Raw genomic sequence first — 18,440 nt, forward strand, 5'->3', positions numbered from 1 at the left:
CGAAGGAGCGTCCTCCGAAGCCTTGGCGAAGGAGGACCGGTTCGAATTTTATCCGTTCAGGCGCACCAATTTCACCAGCCACGGCTTGTTGGCATCTCTACGCCTCGAACACTTTCTGTGTGAACCATTCCGCCAGCCTGGCAAGTTCCGGCCCCAGCACACGATCGGCGCCGACAGGCGGCACGATAGCTCTGATTTGATCGACGAAGGAGCGCAGTGCTGGCGGCGGCGTCCGTTCGGTGACGTGCAGCGCCTGCGAGGCGATCATCGCCAGCATCGCCATGGCGGCATCGACGCAGCGGCCGGCGGTTGCCTCCTTGGTCCATGCGAAGAACGCCGTCGTGGCGACATCGTCCTGCCCCGCGCCGGCCGATTCCGTTCCTGGAATGAAGGTGCGCTGTGCGGCCAGCTTGGCCTGCTCAAGATAGCCGGTGATCGCCATCGGCACGTAGCCGACATTGCCGTGGCCGTCGCTGTCGGCTGAGTGACGTGCGGTCATCAGCAGATCGGGCAGCAGCGACACCTTGCCGTTGAGCAGCTTGGAGGCGTGGCGATCACAAAGCAGGCAGATGTCGGCCCATATCGCCGCCAGATCATCCAGTGCCGGCGTCACCATGGCGTTGTGATAGCCGCCGGTCGAGATGCAGCGGCCGAGCGGATGTGCATCGTCGGGCGGGATGTAGACCGGATTGTCCGATATAGAGGCCAGCGACACAGTGGCTGCCTGCTCGGTCGACGACAGCGCACGATGCGCCTGGCCGAGGACGCGCGGCACGATGCGGTAGCTGACCGGCGCCTGATAATTGCGTCGCCCATCGCCGGCGCCAACCAGAAATTCCCGCAAACCCTGCAGGGCCGCGGCCTCATGCTCATCGCCCCAGAGCGTGTCGAGGGCGGCGTCATAGTGTTCGAGCGGGGCACGAAACGCCTCGATCGACAGCGCGAACACCTGATGCGCCATGCGGATCCGGCGGCGCGCCGCGAGCGCTGCGTCTGCCACCAGAGCAGCAGCGCAAGGCGAGCCGTTGATCAGCGAGCCGCGTTCCTTGACCTCAAGGTCGAAGCGCGTCGAAAGTTCTGCAAACAAGGGGTAGAGCGCCAGGATCTCACCGGCGCCGCCCTGGCCGGAGGCCGGCACCGTTGGCATCGGCCCACCGTCGAGCATAGCGGCCACGGCAAGCGCGATGCGCGGCGTTGTGGCGGCGTTGCCCTCGATGAAATTCGTCAGCCGGGCAAGCACGATCGCCCTGACCACGCGATCCGGCAAGGGATCGCCGAACGAGGTGGCGGCGGCAAACGCCTTGATGCGCGCATGGCGATCACGCTCGTCGAGTTCGAGCTTGCGGCTCGCCAGCTCTCCCATGGCGGTGGTGACGCCATAGATGACCGGTGGCGGATCGGATTCAATCAGCCTGAGAAACGAAGCGCGGCATTCGGCGATGCGCTGCAACGCCTTCTCGCCGATCGCCACCGTGTCCTTCTTCCAGGCGACGCGGAAAACAGTGTCGAGGTTGATGTCCTCACGCGTCGACAGGCTAACTGGCATGCTTCACACCGCTGGAATTAAGGGGCTTTAGTAGAGTGGTTCCTCGAACAGCGTCTTGTCGCCGTCCACCAGCGCCTTGATCTGCGCGGTGCCGTCGCCGGCGAGCGCAAGACGGATGCCGAACGGCCGCACCCGCATGTCGTTCTGGATTGCCATCCCCTCGCCTTCCGGCAGATAGAAGCGCTCGACACCGTAGTCCGGCGCGATGGTCGCCTCTTCGCCGCGAAGGTCCCAGCCCTCGGCGACGTGGCCTGATATATCGGCCTCGTCGGCAGCGGCCGGCGTCGGTGCCTTGCCGAACCAGGCTGTCGTCGGCTGCCAATAGCTGTCGGAGCCCTTCTTCAGGCGCACGACAATTGAGGTGTCCTCGCTTGAAAATTTGTCGGGCGGAATGTTGGCGATCATTTTCACCGGTATGCGCGAAATATCGTAGCCCAGGATAATATAGTCGCCGCGCAGGAGGTCGCGCGGATCGACAGGTTCGATCTTCAGCAGCACTTCCTTGCCGTTGCGCAGGATCGCCGCGCGGCCGGCGATGATCCAGCTCAGGAAGCCGATTTGAACGAGCGCCAGCACCAGTGCCGAGATGACAAGCCTTTTCCCGGTGATCATGCCGTGGCTCCTTTGGCATCTGGACCCTTCATGCGTTTTTCCACGCGGATGATGACGATCGCAAGGATGCCGAGCAGCACCGCGGCGGCCAGGAAGAAGCCGGCCGTATCGAGCATCGATTGCAAGGTCACCACATAGATGATGGCGAGTTCGAAGGCGAAGCCAAGATAGGCAAACCAGCGCAGCCCACGGCTTTCCCGCCCTGCCAGCACGATTGCGGCGACAATGCCTGCAAGCGCGATCACCGAAGCGAAGGCAAAACCGCTGTTGTAGGTGCTCTCGTCGGCGAGTTCGAACTGGATCATTGCGAGGCCGGTGAGGAAGCCGAGCAGTGCGTGCAAGGGCAAGCGGCCGCCGAGCTGCACGACCCGGTCGACCGGATCCGGCGCGAAGACCGAGGCCGCGAACAGCAGCGCCGAGACGACGACCAGCGGGAAAGCCACCTGCAGCGTGTCGTGGTTGGTGACCAGCAGCACAAGATAGAACAGAACCGACAGGATGATCAGGTGGCGCGCCGCCTGGCTGCGGGTCCAGAACGAGACGGCAAACAGCACGATCGCCATGATCACGAAGGCATGCGGAAATTCGCTGCGGCTGTAGTAGTCGAAGCCTTTGAGGAACAGCCAGGCATCGGCGATGCCGACCGAAGCGACCGTCAGCGGATTCGAACGCAGCGCAACCGCCGCCAGCGCCGTGCCGGCGCCCCAGGTGACCAGAGCAGACGACTCGTCGCCCGAGAGATGATACATCTGGCCGATCAGCGCGATCGAGCCGCCGAAAGCCGCGGCCGCCACGACCCAGAGCGCTTCCCCGATCGCCGCATGGTTGCGGGCCTTCAGCACCGCGCCGCCGACATAGCCACCAAGGATGACGGCAAACAGTGCCGCCACGCGCGCCAGCCTCGGGATCGCGTCCCAGTTGGCGGCGACGAAAATCAGGATGGCGGCGCCGAAAAGCAAGGCGGCCATCATTGCCAGGATAGAGCCGAAGCTGAGCGACTCGCGCGCGTTGGCCTCGACATCGCGCGAAAGCGAATCGGCTGTGGCGGCGTCAATCAGCCCGGCCTGCAGCCAACGCGCGATATCCGCCCTGACCCGCGACGAATACCCCGCCATGCTGCGTCTCCCCCAAGTTTGGTCTTTTTTTCAGCCGATCCGGTCAAATCGTTGACGCGGCGGCATTTTCCGATTCGGGTTTCTTTGTGTCAGGTCCGTGAACCCCGTTAATGCTGCATTGCACAATTTGCATTGCTGCCATGCAGCCATAGCGCTTTTAAATCGATATGGGTCCGACTATTTATAGTTCGTACACAAACGGAATGATCCGCAAGAAAGACGAAACGAGAACTACCATGAACCTGATCCGCAACTACCGCAACTGGCGCCGCTACAGGGACACCGTGTCCGAGCTGAGCCGCCTGAGCAACCGTGAACTGACCGACCTCGGCATCAGCCGCAGCGACATTCCTTACGTCGCTCGCAAGGCGGTCTAATTCTTCGGACCGCGAATGGTCCGAACCAGTTTTGAAAAAGAGAACGACAATGAACCTGATCCGCAACTATCGTAACTGGCGCGTTTATCGCGAGACGGTTACCGAGCTGGGTCGCCTTTCCAACCGCCAGCTGCATGATCTCGGTATCGTCCGCGACGAAATCAAGATCATCGCCCGCCAGGCGATCTAACCAGAATTTCGCCAGGGTCGACCTCCTCCCCGACCTTGACGAATACGGTCACCCCTTACCTCCTCCCAAGGGTTGACCACAAAAACGGCGCCCGCCGCACCTCCTCCCGCGGCGGGCGTTGTTTCCCAGGCAAAACGAATTTTGCCCCAAAGGTTTCGCCCCTTTTCAAACGGCGAAAGAGTTTTCGTCAAAGCCGACCTCCTCCCCGGCGATGACGAATAGGCCCAACCTTCACCTCCTCCCGAGGGTTGGCCACAAAAACGGCGCCCGCTGCACCTCCTCCCGCGGCGGGCGCTGTTTCCCCGGAGTAAAACGAATTTTGCTCCAGAGGTTTCGCCCCTTCTAAAAAATGGCGAAAGGAATTTCGTCAAAGCCGACCTCCTCCCCGGCGATGACGAATATGGTCGGCCTTCACCTCCTCCCGAGGGTCGACCCCAAAAACGACACCCGCCGGACCTCCTCCCCCGGCGGGTGTTGTCGTTTCAGGAGGCGCTCCCATCAGCAGCTGTTTGCCCCGCACCGCGCACGGCAATTGCAATCGCCGCACCAAGCGATTATTCCGGCGCTCATGAGCAAAAATCCCATCCACATCATCGGCGGCGGCCTCGCCGGTTCCGAAGCCGCCTGGCAGGCAGCGCAGGCCGGCGTTCCGGTCATCCTGCATGAAATGCGGCCCGTTCGCGGCACCGATGCACACAAGACCGACAGCCTGGCCGAGCTCGTCTGTTCCAATTCCTTCCGCTCCGACGACGCCGACAACAACGCGGTCGGCCTGTTGCATGCCGAAATGCGGCTGGCCGGCTCGTTGATCATGAGCGCCGGCGACGCCAACCAGGTTCCGGCCGGCGGCGCGCTGGCCGTCGACCGCGACGGATTCGCCGATGCCGTGACGAAAAAACTCGAAGCACACCCGCTGATCACCATCCGGCGGGAGGAAGTGCCAGGTCTGCCGCCGGCGGATTGGGACCAGGCGATCGTCGCCACGGGTCCGTTGACCGCCCCCGGGCTTGCCCAGTCGATCGCGGAAGCGACCGGCGCCGATGCGCTCGCCTTCTTCGACGCCATCGCACCGATCGTCCATTTTGACACGATCGACATGGATACCTGCTGGTTCCAGTCGCGCTACGACAAGGTCGGGCCAGGCGGCACCAGCAAGGACTACATCAATTGCCCCATGGACAAGGACCAGTACCTAGCCTTCGTGCAAGCGCTGGTCGACGGGCAGAAAACCGAATTCAAGCAATGGGAAGGCACGCCCTATTTCGACGGCTGCCTGCCGATCGAGATCATGGCCGAGCGCGGCGTCGAGACGCTGCGTTACGGACCGATGAAACCGATGGGGCTGACCAATGCCCACAGTCCGACGGTAAAGGCCTATGCCGTGGTACAGTTGCGCCAGGACAATGCGCTGGGCACGCTCTACAACATGGTCGGTTTCCAGACCAAGTTGAAGCATGCCGAGCAGGTGCGCGTGTTCCGCACCATTCCGGGTCTCGAAAACGCCGATTTCGCCCGCCTCGGCGGCCTGCACCGCAACACCTATATCAACTCGCCGACCTTGCTGGATGCCTCGCTGCAGCTGAAGTCGCGCCCCGGCCTGCGGTTCGCCGGCCAGATCACCGGCTGCGAAGGCTATGTCGAGAGCGCTGCGATCGGTCTGCTTGCCGGCCGCTTCGCCGCAGCCGAGCGTCTCGGCCACTCACCGTCCCTGCCGCCGCTGACCACGGCCTTCGGTGCCCTGCTCAACCACATCACCGGCGGGCACATCGTGTCCGACGATGAGCCGGGCAAGCGCTCTTTCCAGCCGATGAACGTCAATTTCGGCCTGTTCCCGCCGGTGGAGGCCCCGAAGACCGAAGGCAAACGCATGCGCGGCAAGGACAAGACTGTTGCCAAGCGGCACGCCATCACATCGCGCGCACGCGCCGATTGCCGGCAATGGCTGGGATTGGCGGCGCAAACGGAAACGGCCGAAGCTGCAGAGTAGTTTGCTGTTCTGATGGAACTCTGGTGTAAAGTAGGATAGTATCCTACTTTACACCTTGAGAGGCATCCATGGAACCCGCCGAGAAACTGTCGGTCACTGTCACGCCCGCTATGGCGCGCATGATCCGGGACAAAGTCGAAGACGGCTCCTTCGGTTCGGCAAGCGAGGTCATCCGCGCCGCCCTTCGCGCCTTTCAGCGTGAAGAGGAAGAGCACGCCGAGCGCATGGCGTCGATCAGGGCGCGGGTGAAGGCATCGATCGAGGACACAAGGCCGAACCATTCGGGAGAAGAGGTTCGCGACCATCTTCGGGGTCTCGCCGCGTAGTATTTGAGCCGCTGCGATGATTCAGCCGCTTAAGGTTGAATACGGCGAAAGTGCCAGGACCGATCCGGCCGACATTTTCAGACATATCGTCAACGCCGGTGGAAGTCCTGACGACGCGCTGAAGTTAACCTTACGCATCGAAGGCCGCTGCCAGAGCATCGGCGACGCACCGCGTAGCGGCCGATCGCGCGATGACATCGTGCAAGGCTTGCGAACGGTTCCGTTCGAGCACTCTGCCATTATCGAATTCATCTCCTCCGGGCCGGCCTGTTGTCTTAGGCAACAGTTTGGCGCGGGGACGTCTTAACACGATTGACGTTTACGTCAAAGCGCAGGCCAGCCCTTGCTCGCGCGACGCAGCAGCAGCCAATGCCGGCGCAAGGCCGACAGCCGCGCCACGCCTTCGAGCGGCGAACCATTCTCCATCTTGCCGAGATAGGCACGTGACAGGGCGAGCGGCAGGAATGCCGGACGCAGCGAGACAGGCAAGGTCGGTGCGCCTTGCTCGAAGGCGGAAAGATGTTCCCGTGCCAGCGCCATCATCGCCGCCACCGCGCGTTTGGCGCCGGGTCCGCCATCACCAGCAATGAATTCTTCCGGCGACGATCCCGCCGCCGCCAAAATATCGGCCGGGACAAAACACTGTCCGCGCCGGCGATGCAGCGGCAACAGCAGCAACAGGCCGGTCATCGCCTGCGCACAGCCTGCCCTGCCCGCCAGATCGGCAAAGCGCGGCGCCCCGACGGGATCGAGCACCATCGCCGCAAGCTGGATGAGCGCGGCAGCAGTCTCGCCGCAATAGCCTTCCAGGTCAGTGCGCGACGGCATCGGGTCGTCATAGAGGTCGAAGATGCGTGCATCGAGCATGTTCTCGAAGGCCGGCTTCGGCAGGCCGAACGTCGCTATCGTGGCGTTCAAGGCTTCGGCTGTGGGATGGCCGGCGCCCGCTTCTCCGCCAGCGGCAATGACATCGCGCCACCATTGCAGCCTCACCTCGCCCGGCAGCGCTTCATGGATGCGATCGCGGATTCCTGCGATCTCGGCATTGAAGGCGTAGAGCGAAAACAGCGCGTCGCGCTTGTCGTCGGGCGCGTAGAGCGCGGTCAGATAGCGGTCATGGTCGGCGGCGCGCACCGCGTCCATGACGATTTTGGCATTCTGGGACATGTCAATCGACGGCGATGAGCGCGGCGGCCACGGCGCGCTCTTCCGCCAGAAGGACATTGTAGGTCCGTACCGCGGCACCGGTCGACATCGGGTCGGACGCAATGCCGGCAGCCTTCAGCGCGGCTCGCAGTGCGGCGGGCAATGGCCGGAGATCCCTGCCCATGCCGACCAGCAGGATCTCGACCTTGCCGGCCTCAGCCAGCAGCTTGTCGAAATCCGCCACCGTCAGCACCAGAGGATCAGCCGGTTCCCAGCCATGGATGCCGGATGGCAGGCACATGAGCGAACCGCGATGCGACATGTCGGCAAAGCGGAACCCGCCATTGCCATAGGCTTCGATCGGCGCGCGGCCCGGAAAATGCGCCTCGCGGATGACGATGCCTTTGCCGGTCACCGCTATACCCCTTCGGGGCGGCGCGTCAGGTCGCGACCGCCTTGCCGCCATTGACCGGCTTCTCCTCGTCGGCCGAAGCCTGCGGCCTCAGCTTGAACAGGATCAGCAGCGGTGCGGCGATGAAGATGGACGAATAGGTGCCGAAGACGACGCCGAACAGCATGGCCATCGTAAACGAGCGGATCACCTCGCCGCCGAACAGCACCAGCGCCAGCAGCGCCAGGATCGTCGTCACCGAAGTCAGCGTCGTTCTCGACAGCGTCTCGTTGATGGCGTTGTTCAACAGCTGCGGCAGCGGCATGCGCTTGTATTTTCGCAAATCCTCTCGAACACGGTCATAGACCACGATCGTATCGTTCAGCGAATAGCCGATGATCGTCAGGATCGCCGCCAGCGATGACTGGTTGAACTCCAGTCCGGTGATGACGAAGAAGCCGAGCGTCATGACCACATCGTGCACCGTCGCCACGATGGCGCCGACCGCGAACTGCCATTCGAAGCGGAACCAGACATAGACCAGGATGCCAAGCAGCGCGATCAGCATGGCGATCGTGCCTTGCTTGGCAAGCTCGCCAGAAACGGTCGGTCCGACCACTTCGACGCGGCGGAAATCGTAATTGTCCTGCAGCTCGCCGCGTACCTTGTCGATGACGGTCTGCTCGGCATTCTCGCCACCATCCTGCGTCCCGACGCGGATCAGCACGTCGTTCGGCGTACCGAACTGCTGCACCTGAACTTCGCCGATGTTGAGCTCGGTCAGCCGCGCACGGAGGTCGGCGAGGTCGGCATTGCCGCTCTTGGCCTGCACCTCGATCAGCGAACCGCCTTTGAAGTCGATGCCGTAATTGATGCCAACGGTCATGAAGAGCACCACCGACAGGATCGACAGTGCGCTGGACAGCGTAAAGGTCCAGCGACGGATGCCCATGAAGGGGATCTTGGTGCCGGGTGGAACGAAGGTCACCGGCGCCTTCGGCAATTCCTTCGGGCGAGCCCGGCGCAGCCAGATCGAGACCAGCAGGCGGGTGAAGGTGAAGGCGGTGAAGACCGTGGTCAGGATGCCGATGGCGTAGGTGATGGCAAAGCCCTTCACCGGCCCGGTACCGAGATAGAACAGCACCACAGTGGCGATCAGCGAAGTGATGTTGGAATCGACGATGGTCGCTAGCGCCTTGGTGAAACCGGTATCGATCGCCTGGATCACGGAGCGGCCGGCGCGTCGCTCCTCGCGAATACGTTCATAGATCAGCACGTTGGAATCGACCGCCATGCCGATGGTCAGCACGATACCGGCGATACCAGGCAAGGTCAGCGTAGCGCCAAGCAACGAGAGCACGCCGACGATCATCGCCACGTGCACCGCCAGCGCGATGTTGGCCAGGAAGCCGAGGAAGCCGTAGGCGACGAACATGAAGGCGACGACGAGGATAGAACCGATGATGCCGGCGACCTTGCCGGCATGGATCGAATCCTGGCCAAGGCCCGGACCCACCGTGCGTTCTTCGATGACCGTCAGCGTTGCGGGCAACGCACCGGCGCGCAGCAGCACCGCAAGGTCATTGGCGCTCTGGGCAGTGAAATTGCCGGAAATCTGGCCGGTGCCGCCGAGGATCGGCTCGCGGATCTGCGGCGCCGATATCACCTGATTGTCGAGGATAATGGCGAACAGCTTGCCGACATTCTGCGCCGTGGCCTGACCGAAGCGCGCCGCCCCTTTCGAATCGAAGCGGAACGACACCACCGGCTCGTTGTTCTGCGAATTGTATGTCGCCTGTGCGTCAACGAGGTTTTCGCCCGAGACGATGACGCGATTTTCGATCAGATACGGAACCGGCGGATCGTCCTGCGAATACAGCACCGACGAGCCGGCGGGCGGACGGCCATTGAGCGCGTCCTGCACCGGCATCGACTGGTCGACCATCTGGAAGGTCAGCTTGGCGGTCTGGCCGAGGATTTCTTTCAGTCTCTGCGGGTCCTGAAGACCCGGCACCTGGACAAGGATACGGTCGTCGCCCTGCCGCTGCACGATCGGTTCGGTGGTGCCGAGTTCGTTGACGCGGCGTTCGACCACCTCGATCGACTGCGTCAGCGCGGTCGACGTGCGGTATTTGATGCCGGCGTCGGTGACGTTGAACTTGAGCAGGCCGGGCTCGGAATCGTCGAGCGTCATTTCCTGGACGGAGCCGCCGGTGAACAGGCCGGCAGCGACCGGATCGGTCAGCGTCTTCAGCGCCGTCTTGGCGGCATCGATCTGGGCGGGATCGGTGATGCGGACCTGCAGGGTCCGCCCCGTGCCGGCAAGGCCGGTATAGCCGATCTTGGCGTCGCGCAGCATCGTGCGGATTTCATCGCGCGTCGTCTCCAGCCGATCCTTGATCAGATCGTTCTGGTTCATTTCCAGCAGGATGTGTGAACCACCCTGTAGGTCGAGGCCGAGCGTCATCTGCCGCTTCGGCACCCAGCTGGGCAGTTGCGCCAGCGTGCTGGCGGAGAACAGGTTGGGCGCGGCGAGGATCACCGTGATGGCCACGGCCACCCAGATCAGGATCATCTTGAAGCGCGAAAAATACAGCATATGGCGTCGTCCGTCAGAGCGTGTCCGCGGATCGCTCCGCCTAAAATTGGATTATTTCTTGGCGTTTTGGTTGGCCACCGGCTCGCCCTTGACGCGCACATCGGCGATCGTCGAGCGCAGCGCCGTCACCTTCAAGCCGTTACCGAGGTCGATCTCGAGCTCGTTGTCGTCGATCACCTTGGTCACCTTGCCGACGAAGCCGCCGCCGGTGACGACCGTGTCGCCGCGACGGACAGCCGCCAGCATCTCGCCGCGCTTCTTCAGCTGCGTGCGCTGCGGCCTGATGATCAGAAAATACATGATCACGAAAATCAGGACAAACGGCAAAATGCTGATGAACATGTCGGGAGAAGCGCCGACGCCTTGGGCGTATGCCGGTGTCACGAACATCGAGGTACTCCTGATTTTTGAAAACAGCCGCCAATTTGGCGGCCCTTGAAATTTGGCCGGAATATAGTCGGTAAAGTTGTCAATGCAACTGCGCGGCCAGCCAAATCGGCTGCTTTTACGGCCTGTTGAGCCGTGTTAGAGCAGGATCGCGAAAAGCGGGAGCCGGTTTTCTCAGACAAACGGAAACCGTTTGCCAGAGATCACGCTCGAAGAAAAGGTTGCCACCGGTTTTGGATCAGAGGGAATCGGGCACGTTCACGCTCCCAAATGTCGAAACCGCGAAACAAAAGACAGACATGACCGACAGCAGCATTGAAGCCCTGAACCAGAAACTCGACCGGCTGATCGAGGCGGTGAGCCGCCTCGCCCCGCCGCCGGTGCCCGAAACCGACCTCGGCGAGGCCGATTGCTTCGTCTGGCAGGCCGATCCGGGCTATCTGGAGCCGGTGCGCAAGGTCAACCGCGTCGACATCGGCCTTATCCGCGGCGTCGACCGCGTCCGCGACATCCTTGTCGACAACACCGAACGCTTCGCCGCCGGCTATCCAGCCAACAACGTGTTGTTGTGGGGCGCGCGCGGCATGGGCAAATCGTCGCTGGTCAAGGCCGTGCATGCCGAAATCAACGCCAGGGCCAAGTCCGACCTGCCGTTGAAGCTGATCGAAATCCATCGCGAGGACATCGACACGCTGCCGAAGCTGATGGGCCTGCTCAAGGCAGCCCCCTTCCGCTTCATCCTGTTTTGCGACGACCTCTCCTTCGACCACGACGACACTTCGTACAAGTCGCTCAAAGCCGCGCTCGAAGGCGGCGTCGAAGGCCGGCCGGCGAATGTCATATTCTATGCCACTTCGAACCGCCGCCATCTATTGCCGCGCGACATGATCGACAATGAGCGCTCGACCGCCATCAACCCGTCCGAGGCGGTGGAGGAGAAAGTGTCGCTGTCCGACCGCTTCGGGCTGTGGCTCGGCTTCCACAAATGTTCGCAGGATGAATATCTCGACATGATCGACGGCTATATCAGGCACCATGGCCTTGTCATGGATCCCGAGCAACTGCGCGCCGAAGCACTGGAATGGGCGACCACCCGCGGCAGCCGCTCGGGCCGCGTCGCCTGGCAGTTCACCCAGGACCTGGCTGGACGGCTCGGCAAGCCACTGAGGGACTGACACGTTGGGTGGCGTCGCCAACGCCATCCAATGACAAGATCATTTGGGCTGCGCCCGGCGCAAATCACGCGGCGTTTGGCCGATCTCGCGGCGCATCCAGTGCGCCAGATGTGACTGGTGCGCAAAGCCCGTCAATTCCGCCACCTCGCTTGTGCTGAGATCGCCTCGCTGCAGCAGGGCGCGTGCGCGTTCGACGCGACGTCGCACCACGTAGCGGTGCAGGGTGACGCCCGTCGCCGCCTTGAACCAAGCCCGCAAGTGCGAGCTGCTCGCCCCGGCAACTCGGCTCAATCGCTGGATTGAAAGGGGCTCGTGCAAGCCAGCTTCGATATGCTCCAACACGCGCTTGAGCTGGGCATCTGACAACCGGTTTGTTCGCTCGACATCGGAATTCTCAAGACCGAGCAGCCTCACCGCCAGAGCGGCGCCAATGCTGTCGGCAAACAAAGATCCACTCGGTGAGTTTGCGCCGAGATCGCTCTCGAGTGCACGGGCGAGATGTTGGATGCGCTGATCACGAAGCAGATGACGTGTGTCGAGCGGCAACGCGCGCGCCTTGCCACCTAGCTCAGCCGCCACCCTTTCCATCAGGGCTGGTTGTAACGCGATCTCGATCGTGTCGAACGGGGTTTCGGTCTCGAAGCCGCCCTCTTGGCCAGCGGGCACCAGGTCAATATCGCCGGCGCGCCTCACGAAATATCGACCAACCTCATTGCAGTAGGAACGCGTCGCCGCGCTTGCATGCACCATGATGCGATGATGGGCCGCCCTGGAGAGACGATGGACGCCCGCTTCGATATGCCAGAAGGCCATTGTGACGTCGGGCGGAAATCGGGCCGGAACAGACTGCGAATGCATGCTCTCTCGCTTCCTGGCAAAACCTGTCCAAGAATTGGCAATTCCCGCGCGATTTTCAATGCCATGGACATGTACCTACGCCTCTCCATCGAGCTTGGACGAGAGGTTAGCCATGAGTTTTTATGTAGTTGTCGGAGCAGGCCCGGTCGGGCACGAGACCGCGCGCCTTCTGGGCGAAGAAGGACATGATGTCGTTCTCACGAGCCGGAGTGTCGGCTCAAACGCGTTGCGGAACGTCCGGGCGGTGCAGGCCGATGCCACCGATGCCGTTGAACTGGCGCGTATCTGCCGAAACGCCGACGCCATTTTCATGTGTGCCATGGCCGCCTATCACCGGTGGCCGACCGACTTCTTCCCAATCATCGACGGCACCGTGCGTGCCGCGGAAGCGGTCGGCGCGAAGCTTGTGGTTCTCGGAAACCTCTATGGCTATGGGAAACATGCCGATACCCCGCTTCACTCCGACCTGTCTCTGGATCCGACTTCGAAGAAAGGGACCGCCCGCACGATCATGTGGCAGCGGGCGGTCCGTGCGGACGTGCCGGCAATCGAAGTGCGGTCCAGCGATTATCTTGGACATGGCGCGATCAGCTCTTTCTCACTGGTCGCGCTGCCCTCAATAATCGAGGGGAAGCCGACTGCTTTCATTGGAAACCTCGACGCGACTCATGCCTGGTCCTTCACGAAGGACGTGGCCAGGACGCTGGTCGCCGCTTCCCGCTACACGGGCGAATGGCGACGGGCGTTCCATGCTCCATCGCAACACGCCTCACCCCGGGAACTCATCCTGACGACGGCGGCAATGCTTCACCGTGAAATTCCAGAAACACGTTCCTATTCCATCCCCGAAATGGAAGCATTGGGCATGCATGAACTCATCGAGATGAGCTATCTCTTCGACAATCCCTTGCTGGTCGATTCCTCCGACGCGGAGACGCTTCTCGGAATCAAGGCCAGCGGCCTTGACGTCATGATCGCCGACACTCTGCGTGATCATCTTTGAAGCTTGAAGACTGGCGCGTCGCGTTGAAACTGAAAAAGCCCGCTCCTTTCGGAACGGGCTGAGCCGGCGGGCCGGACTGGAGGTCAGACGGCCCGCAAATTGCTTTTTTTCTTCTATTCGAGGTAACCCGAGGGATCGACCGGGGCCGAGTTCTTGCGCACTTCGAAGTGCAGCTTCGGCGAGTCCGTCGTGCCGCTCATGCCCGACAGCGCGATTTCCTGGCCGCGCTTGACCTTCTGGCCGCGCTGCACCTCGATCGAGCTGGCGTGGCCGTAGACGGTGACCAGGCCATTCTCGTGGCGCACCAGCACCGTGTTGCCGAATTCCTTGAGGCCGTCGCCGGCATAGATGACGACACCGTTCTCGGCTGCCTTGACCGGTGTGCCCGAGGGCACGGCGATGTCGACGCCGTCTTTGCCGGAGCCGAAACCGGAGATCACGCGACCGCGCACCGGCCAGCGCATCTTGCCGATGCCGGTGGCGTCAGGCGCGACGGCATCGTCGGCCTCGGCCTGCTGGATGACCTTCGAATCCTTCTTCGGCGGCGTGTAGGACGCCAGCGTTTCCGACGGCGTGGTCTTTGCCGCGGGCTGCGTCGTGGCCGTCGTCACCGGATCGACCTTGGCCGGCTTGGCGGCGGCGACGGTCGCGGTTCCGCCGGCGGGCACCTTCAGGGTCTGGCCGATCTTGAGCAAGCCATCCTGCATGCCGTTGGCCTGCTTGATGGCAACGACTCCGACACCGGTTTTCCTGGCAATCGAGGAAAGCGTGTCGCCCGACTGAACCGTATAGGTGCCAGCTGCATTGGTCGCCTTGGCCGCGGCTACCTGCGGCTTGGGCTCCTTGGGCTGGCTCGCGGCGGCCGACGTGTCGACCTGAGCGGTGGATTTGCCCTCCCTAGGCTTCGGCTGCTGCGGCAGGACGGCGACCTTGTCCGGCGCAGTGGCCGGCAGGTTGTGCTTGGTGTCTTTCGCCGGCTTGGCATCCGCGAGCTTCGGCTCGCTCTTGCTCGAATAGGCGTAGGCCGGGATGACCAGCTTCTGGCCGGTCTTCAGCCCCTTGGTCGCGCTCAGCCCGTTGACCTTCATGATCACGTCGGACGGAACCTTGTAGCGCTGCGCCAGGCCGCCGATCGTTTCGCCGTCCCTGACGACGATCTCGGTTGCATGCGGAGTGCCGGAAGCAGCCACGCGGGGTTCGTCAGGTTGCGAAACCTTGAAAGGCGATGCCACCGGGGCGACGGTGCCGGTCGTGGTCCTGTCGACATGCGGTGCGGGGGCCAATGCGGTGCGCACCGGCTTCGATACCGGCGCCACTTCGGGAGCCTGGGCAACGGGCGGAGGCAGCGGCCGCGTCGAGACCGGATCGAGGCTGGAGCGGCTGACCGACTGTGTATGGCTGCCATCGATCGGAGCGGCGGCGACATCGCCCGGATAAGGCTGCTGTACGGCATCCTGCTTGTTGATGATGGTGCGCTGATTGTTGGTCGAGGATGTAAAGACGTCGTCGACGCCATTGAACCGCGAAACCTGGGAACTGCACCCCGCAGCAGCACCCGCGACCATCAGTATGGCGCAGCCTCGCGCCAGATTGCGACCGCTTGTCTTCAAAACACTGAGTTGCATCGCACTAACCCGCACATACCCGGTACAAACTAGGCATGATTAAAGCGCGTTAATGTTACTCGACGGTTAACCCCATGGAATCCGGCGCAATTTTTCTTAAAATATTAGAGAGCGAGCCCAGGGGAGATTTTCAGGTCATGCCGGCCGGGGCCGAAGACGGGCGCGCACCCGACGCGGCGCGGCCTGATCATCGGCATACGCGCTAGATGATAGCGGCGACACCGCGCAGGATCGGCTGCAGGCGAACGAGGCCGATGTCTTCACGCTCGAAGCGGCTGCCGACCTTGGTCAGCTTGGCCAGCACCTGTTCGCCCTCTTCGGGGCCGATCGGCGCGATGACGATGCCGCCGCTCGACAATTGGTCGAGCAGGAAACGCGGCAGGCTGTCGAAGGACGCCCATGCAACGATGCGATCGTACGGCCCTTCATTCGGCAGGCCACCGGAACCATCGGCGTGGCGCACGATGACATTGCCGATGCCGAGCGCCTCGAAGCGCTGCCTAGCCTGCTCGGCGAGCGTCTTGTAGCGATCGGTGGTGATGACCCGCGCCGCCAGCCGCGACATCACCGCCGAGGTGTAGCCCGAACCGGTACCGATCTCGAGCACGCGGTTGCCCTGCTCGATAGCGAGCGCCGCGATCACCGCCGCCTGCATATCGGCACCTTCGATCGCCTCGCCGCATTCGATCGGCAGCATTCGGTCCGACCAGGCGATCTGATGGAACTGGGCCGCCAGGAAGCCGCGCCGCGGCGTCGCCTCGAAGGCCGCGATCAGCGCTTTCGGTACAGTCCCCCGACCGCGCAGACGCAGCAGAAAGGCGGCAAAACCTTCGCGGTCATCGATCGGGAGGCCCTGGTTCATGCAAGCGCCTTGCTCAATTGGTCACGGATTTCATGCGCGGTCAGATCGAGCTGCAGCGGCGTCACCGACACCAGCCTGTTGCGCAAGGCGTAGAGATCGGTGCCTTGCTTGCCCTCGACCGGCTCGCCGCCGAAGCGCAGCCAGTAGTATGGCAGGCCGCGCCCGTCGCGGCGCTCGTCGACCCACAGGGAGTGCACGAGCTTGCCTTGCGTGGTGACCACCGTGCCGGCGACCTCTTCGGGCGTGCAATTGGGAAAATTGACGTTGAGCAGCACGCCGTCCGGCAACGGCGTCGCGACAAGCTTCTTCAGCAGCGCCGGCGCCAGCACCTCTGTCGTCTCGTAGGGCACGACGCGATCTTCGCCGACATAGCTGTAGCCCTGGCTGAGCGCGATCGAGCGGATACCGAGCAGCGCGCCTTCCATGGCGCCGGCGACGGTGCCCGAATACGTGACGTCATCGGCGATATTGGCGCCCGAATTGATGCCGGACAGGATCAGGTCGGGTGCGCCAGGCAGGATTTTCTTGACGCCCATGATGACGCAATCCGTCGGCGTGCCGCGCACGGCGAAATGCTTCTCGCCGATCTTGCGCAGCCGCAGCGGCTCCGAGATCGACAGCGAATGCGCGTAGCCGGACTGGTCCTGCTCGGGCGCCACCACCCAGACATCGTCGGACAGCGTGCGCGCGACGCGTTCGAGCGACGCCAGGCCCTCGGCATGAATGCCGTCGTCATTGGTCAGGAGGATACGCATTATTTCGCTTCGATCTTTTCCAGGCCGCCCATGTAAGGCCGCAGCACTTCAGGAATGGTTACGCTGCCATCCTCGTTCTGGTAGTTTTCGATGACGGCGATGAGCGCGCGGCCAATGGCTGTGCCCGAGCCGTTGAGGGTGTGGACGAAGCGGTTGCCCTTGCCGTCTCTGTCCTTGTAGCGCGCGTCCATGCGGCGCGCCTGGAAATCGCCGCACACCGAGCAGGACGAGATCTCACGATAGGCGTTCTGGCCGGGCAACCAGACCTCGATATCGTAGGTCTTGCGCGCGCCAAACCCCATGTCGCCGGTGCACAGCGTCATGGTGCGGAACGGCAGGCCGAGCCGCTTCAGCACTTCCTCGGCGCATTGCGTCATCCGCTCGTGCTCGGCAAGTGACGACTCCTGATCGGTGATCGACACCAGCTCGACCTTGTAGAACTGATGCTGGCGCAGCATGCCGCGCGTGTCGCGCCCGGCCGAACCCGCTTCCGAGCGGAAGCACGGCGTCAGCGCGGTATAGCGCAGCGGCAGTTTTTCATGCGCGGTGATTTCTTCACGCACAAGGTTGGTGAGTGGGACCTCGGCGGTGGGAATCAGGCCAAGCCTGCCCTCCCCGTGCGGCGCGAAGAACAGATCTTCCTCGAACTTCGGCAATTGGTTGGTGCCGAACAGAACATCGTCCTTGACCATCAACGGCGGGATGACTTCTTCGTAGCCATGTTCGGTCGTATGCAGGTCCAGCATGAACTGGCCGAGCGCACGTTCCATCCGGGCCAGTCCGCTTTTCAGCACCGTAAAGCGCGAGCCCGACAGCTTTGCCGCGCGCTCGAAATCCATCATGCCGAGCGCTTCGCCGATCTCAAAATGCTCCTTCACCCAGTTCGGCCGCGTCGGCACCTTGCCGACGAGGTGCTTGACGACATTGTCGTGCTCGTCCTTGCCGACAGGCACGTCGTCGAACGGCACATTGGGCAGCACCGCCAGCGCATCGGTCAGCGCCTTGTCGAGCTCGCGTTCGCGCGCCTCGCCGTTCTGGATGAAGACCTTGATCTCGCCGACTTCGGCTTTCAGCTTCTCGGCCAAGGCGGCATCGCCCGAACGCATGGCGTTGCCGATCTCCTTCGACGCGGCATTACGGCGCTCCTGCTTGGTCTGCAGCTCGGTGACGTGCTCGCGCCGGGCCTCGTCCGAGGCGATCAGCCCGTCGACCATGGACTGCGCCTCACCGGCCGACCACGAGCGCTTCACCAGCGCCTCGACAAGGGCCTTCGGGTTGTCGCGAATCCATTTGATGTCAAGCATGGTTTGAAACGCTCCTGGGTAGCATGTCGCCCAAAAGTGCACAGCGATTTGGGACAACGACATGCTCAAAACAAAACTGAAACGCATCGCTTTGAGCGCGATGCGTTTCAGCCAGAGGGCGTAAACCGCATCCGAGATCGATGCAAGAGGACGGGGCGACGACTGTGTTTTTCCGCCGCTGC

General features: G+C 62.7%; 19 protein-coding genes. 7 read left to right on the forward strand and 12 right to left on the reverse strand.

What is annotated here, in order from left to right:
• Positions 1-97 precede the first annotated feature (97 nt).
• Genes AC0L24_RS16680 through AC0L24_RS16690 form a run of 3 tightly spaced genes read right to left on the reverse strand, consistent with a single transcriptional unit; the run spans position 98 to position 3,273 of the window.
• On the reverse strand, positions 98-1,546 hold the full coding sequence (locus tag AC0L24_RS16680; protein ID WP_128289438.1) for an aromatic amino acid lyase: 1,449 nt from the start codon (positions 1,544-1,546) through the stop codon (positions 98-100).
• A 27-nt stretch (positions 1,547-1,573) separates the two neighbouring features.
• Positions 1,574-2,158 (reverse strand): GDYXXLXY domain-containing protein, encoded by a 585-nt coding sequence (locus AC0L24_RS16685; protein WP_127810268.1) that lies wholly within the window; start codon positions 2,156-2,158, stop codon positions 1,574-1,576.
• Positions 2,155-3,273, reverse strand: coding sequence for a DUF2157 domain-containing protein (locus AC0L24_RS16690; protein WP_473563981.1), 1,119 nt, complete (start codon positions 3,271-3,273; stop codon positions 2,155-2,157). Before AC0L24_RS16690 ends, AC0L24_RS16685 begins: the two co-directional genes overlap by 4 nt.
• Before the next feature lie 236 nt (positions 3,274-3,509).
• Between AC0L24_RS16690 and AC0L24_RS16695 the strand changes: the two genes are divergently transcribed.
• The 5 genes from AC0L24_RS16695 to AC0L24_RS16715 all read left to right on the forward strand — a co-directional run bounded on the left by AC0L24_RS16695 (position 3,510) and on the right by AC0L24_RS16715 (position 6,460).
• Entirely contained in the window at positions 3,510-3,650 is a 141-nt protein-coding gene (locus AC0L24_RS16695; protein WP_013531315.1) for a DUF1127 domain-containing protein, read from the forward strand.
• Positions 3,651-3,699: 49 nt separating this feature from the next.
• Positions 3,700-3,840, forward strand: coding sequence for a DUF1127 domain-containing protein (locus AC0L24_RS16700; protein ID WP_013531314.1), 141 nt, complete (start codon positions 3,700-3,702; stop codon positions 3,838-3,840).
• Positions 3,841-4,408: 568 nt separating this feature from the next.
• Positions 4,409-5,827 carry a methylenetetrahydrofolate--tRNA-(uracil(54)-C(5))-methyltransferase (FADH(2)-oxidizing) TrmFO gene (trmFO, locus tag AC0L24_RS16705; RefSeq protein ID WP_473563982.1) on the forward strand — a complete coding sequence of 473 codons (1,419 nt, stop codon included), beginning with the start codon at positions 4,409-4,411 and terminating at the stop codon, positions 5,825-5,827.
• A gap of 68 nt (positions 5,828-5,895) precedes the next feature.
• The gene (locus AC0L24_RS16710; protein ID WP_292140764.1) at positions 5,896-6,153 is read left to right on the forward strand and encodes a type II toxin-antitoxin system ParD family antitoxin; all 258 of its coding nucleotides are present in this window, start codon (positions 5,896-5,898) and stop codon (positions 6,151-6,153) included.
• Between the two features lie 16 nt (positions 6,154-6,169).
• Complete coding sequence (locus AC0L24_RS16715) at positions 6,170-6,460, forward strand: type II toxin-antitoxin system RelE/ParE family toxin (RefSeq protein WP_473563983.1); 291 nt, start codon at positions 6,170-6,172, stop codon at positions 6,458-6,460.
• Positions 6,461-6,477: 17 nt separating this feature from the next.
• Here the strand turns inward: AC0L24_RS16715 and AC0L24_RS16720 are convergent, their stop codons facing one another.
• From AC0L24_RS16720 to yajC, 4 genes are read right to left on the reverse strand one after another with little or no spacing between them, the layout of a single operon-like run.
• A complete protein-coding gene (locus AC0L24_RS16720) occupies positions 6,478-7,320 on the reverse strand; it encodes a phytoene/squalene synthase family protein (protein ID WP_164748857.1) in 843 nt (280 codons plus the stop codon).
• A gap of 1 nt (position 7,321) precedes the next feature.
• Entirely contained in the window at positions 7,322-7,714 is a 393-nt protein-coding gene (locus tag AC0L24_RS16725) for an Mth938-like domain-containing protein (protein ID WP_127271505.1), read from the reverse strand.
• 25 nt (positions 7,715-7,739) lie between these two features.
• Positions 7,740-10,289, reverse strand: coding sequence for a protein translocase subunit SecDF (gene secDF / locus AC0L24_RS16730; RefSeq protein WP_128289442.1), 2,550 nt, complete (start codon positions 10,287-10,289; stop codon positions 7,740-7,742).
• A 51-nt stretch (positions 10,290-10,340) separates the two neighbouring features.
• Positions 10,341-10,679 carry a preprotein translocase subunit YajC gene (gene yajC / locus AC0L24_RS16735; RefSeq protein ID WP_127270542.1) on the reverse strand — a complete coding sequence of 113 codons (339 nt, stop codon included), beginning with the start codon at positions 10,677-10,679 and terminating at the stop codon, positions 10,341-10,343.
• 296 nt (positions 10,680-10,975) lie between these two features.
• Here yajC and AC0L24_RS16740 point away from each other — a divergent pair, with 296 nt between their 5' ends.
• Positions 10,976-11,851, forward strand: coding sequence for an ATP-binding protein (locus AC0L24_RS16740; protein ID WP_128289443.1), 876 nt, complete (start codon positions 10,976-10,978; stop codon positions 11,849-11,851).
• 39 nt (positions 11,852-11,890) lie between these two features.
• Here the strand turns inward: AC0L24_RS16740 and AC0L24_RS16745 are convergent, their stop codons facing one another.
• On the reverse strand, positions 11,891-12,709 hold the full coding sequence (locus tag AC0L24_RS16745; RefSeq protein WP_127408836.1) for an AraC family transcriptional regulator: 819 nt from the start codon (positions 12,707-12,709) through the stop codon (positions 11,891-11,893).
• 112 nt (positions 12,710-12,821) lie between these two features.
• Between AC0L24_RS16745 and AC0L24_RS16750 the strand changes: the two genes are divergently transcribed.
• Complete coding sequence (locus AC0L24_RS16750) at positions 12,822-13,712, forward strand: NAD-dependent epimerase/dehydratase family protein (RefSeq protein WP_128289444.1); 891 nt, start codon at positions 12,822-12,824, stop codon at positions 13,710-13,712.
• Between the two features lie 113 nt (positions 13,713-13,825).
• Here AC0L24_RS16750 and AC0L24_RS16755 read toward each other — a convergent pair whose 3' ends face one another.
• From AC0L24_RS16755 to serS, 4 genes are all read right to left on the reverse strand, one after another.
• Complete coding sequence (locus tag AC0L24_RS16755) at positions 13,826-15,337, reverse strand: peptidoglycan DD-metalloendopeptidase family protein (protein ID WP_127267602.1); 1,512 nt, start codon at positions 15,335-15,337, stop codon at positions 13,826-13,828.
• A 202-nt stretch (positions 15,338-15,539) separates the two neighbouring features.
• On the reverse strand, positions 15,540-16,199 hold the full coding sequence (locus AC0L24_RS16760) for a protein-L-isoaspartate(D-aspartate) O-methyltransferase (RefSeq protein ID WP_128289445.1): 660 nt from the start codon (positions 16,197-16,199) through the stop codon (positions 15,540-15,542).
• Positions 16,196-16,954 (reverse strand): 5'/3'-nucleotidase SurE, encoded by a 759-nt coding sequence (gene surE, locus AC0L24_RS16765; protein WP_023812184.1) that lies wholly within the window; start codon positions 16,952-16,954, stop codon positions 16,196-16,198. The genes AC0L24_RS16760 and surE overlap by 4 nt, the downstream gene beginning before the upstream one ends.
• Positions 16,954-18,258, reverse strand: a complete 1,305-nt coding sequence (gene serS, locus AC0L24_RS16770) for a serine--tRNA ligase (protein ID WP_127380881.1) — start codon at positions 18,256-18,258, stop codon at positions 16,954-16,956. Before serS ends, surE begins: the two co-directional genes overlap by 1 nt.
• Between the last annotated feature and the right edge of the window lie 182 nt (positions 18,259-18,440).

This window comes from Mesorhizobium sp. WSM4809, from assembly GCF_055811655.1.

Coding starts and splice junctions, on each gene's coding strand:
- AC0L24_RS16680 (WP_128289438.1), bottom strand. CDS start 1,546: ATGCCAGTTAGCCTGTCGACGCGTGAGGACATCAACCTCGACACTGTT.
- AC0L24_RS16685 (WP_127810268.1), bottom strand. CDS start 2,158: ATGATCACCGGGAAAAGGCTTGTCATCTCGGCACTGGTGCTGGCGCTC.
- AC0L24_RS16690 (WP_473563981.1), bottom strand. CDS start 3,273: ATGGCGGGGTATTCGTCGCGGGTCAGGGCGGATATCGCGCGTTGGCTG.
- AC0L24_RS16695 (WP_013531315.1), top strand. CDS start 3,510: ATGAACCTGATCCGCAACTACCGCAACTGGCGCCGCTACAGGGACACC.
- AC0L24_RS16700 (WP_013531314.1), top strand. CDS start 3,700: ATGAACCTGATCCGCAACTATCGTAACTGGCGCGTTTATCGCGAGACG.
- trmFO (WP_473563982.1), top strand. CDS start 4,409: ATGAGCAAAAATCCCATCCACATCATCGGCGGCGGCCTCGCCGGTTCC.
- AC0L24_RS16710 (WP_292140764.1), top strand. CDS start 5,896: ATGGAACCCGCCGAGAAACTGTCGGTCACTGTCACGCCCGCTATGGCG.
- AC0L24_RS16715 (WP_473563983.1), top strand. CDS start 6,170: ATGATTCAGCCGCTTAAGGTTGAATACGGCGAAAGTGCCAGGACCGAT.
- AC0L24_RS16720 (WP_164748857.1), bottom strand. CDS start 7,320: ATGTCCCAGAATGCCAAAATCGTCATGGACGCGGTGCGCGCCGCCGAC.
- secDF (WP_128289442.1), bottom strand. CDS start 10,289: ATGCTGTATTTTTCGCGCTTCAAGATGATCCTGATCTGGGTGGCCGTG.
- yajC (WP_127270542.1), bottom strand. CDS start 10,679: ATGTTCGTGACACCGGCATACGCCCAAGGCGTCGGCGCTTCTCCCGAC.
- AC0L24_RS16740 (WP_128289443.1), top strand. CDS start 10,976: ATGACCGACAGCAGCATTGAAGCCCTGAACCAGAAACTCGACCGGCTG.
- AC0L24_RS16745 (WP_127408836.1), bottom strand. CDS start 12,709: ATGCATTCGCAGTCTGTTCCGGCCCGATTTCCGCCCGACGTCACAATG.
- AC0L24_RS16750 (WP_128289444.1), top strand. CDS start 12,822: ATGAGTTTTTATGTAGTTGTCGGAGCAGGCCCGGTCGGGCACGAGACC.
- AC0L24_RS16755 (WP_127267602.1), bottom strand. CDS start 15,337: ATGCAACTCAGTGTTTTGAAGACAAGCGGTCGCAATCTGGCGCGAGGC.
- AC0L24_RS16760 (WP_128289445.1), bottom strand. CDS start 16,199: ATGAACCAGGGCCTCCCGATCGATGACCGCGAAGGTTTTGCCGCCTTT.
- surE (WP_023812184.1), bottom strand. CDS start 16,954: ATGCGTATCCTCCTGACCAATGACGACGGCATTCATGCCGAGGGCCTG.
- serS (WP_127380881.1), bottom strand. CDS start 18,258: ATGCTTGACATCAAATGGATTCGCGACAACCCGAAGGCCCTTGTCGAG.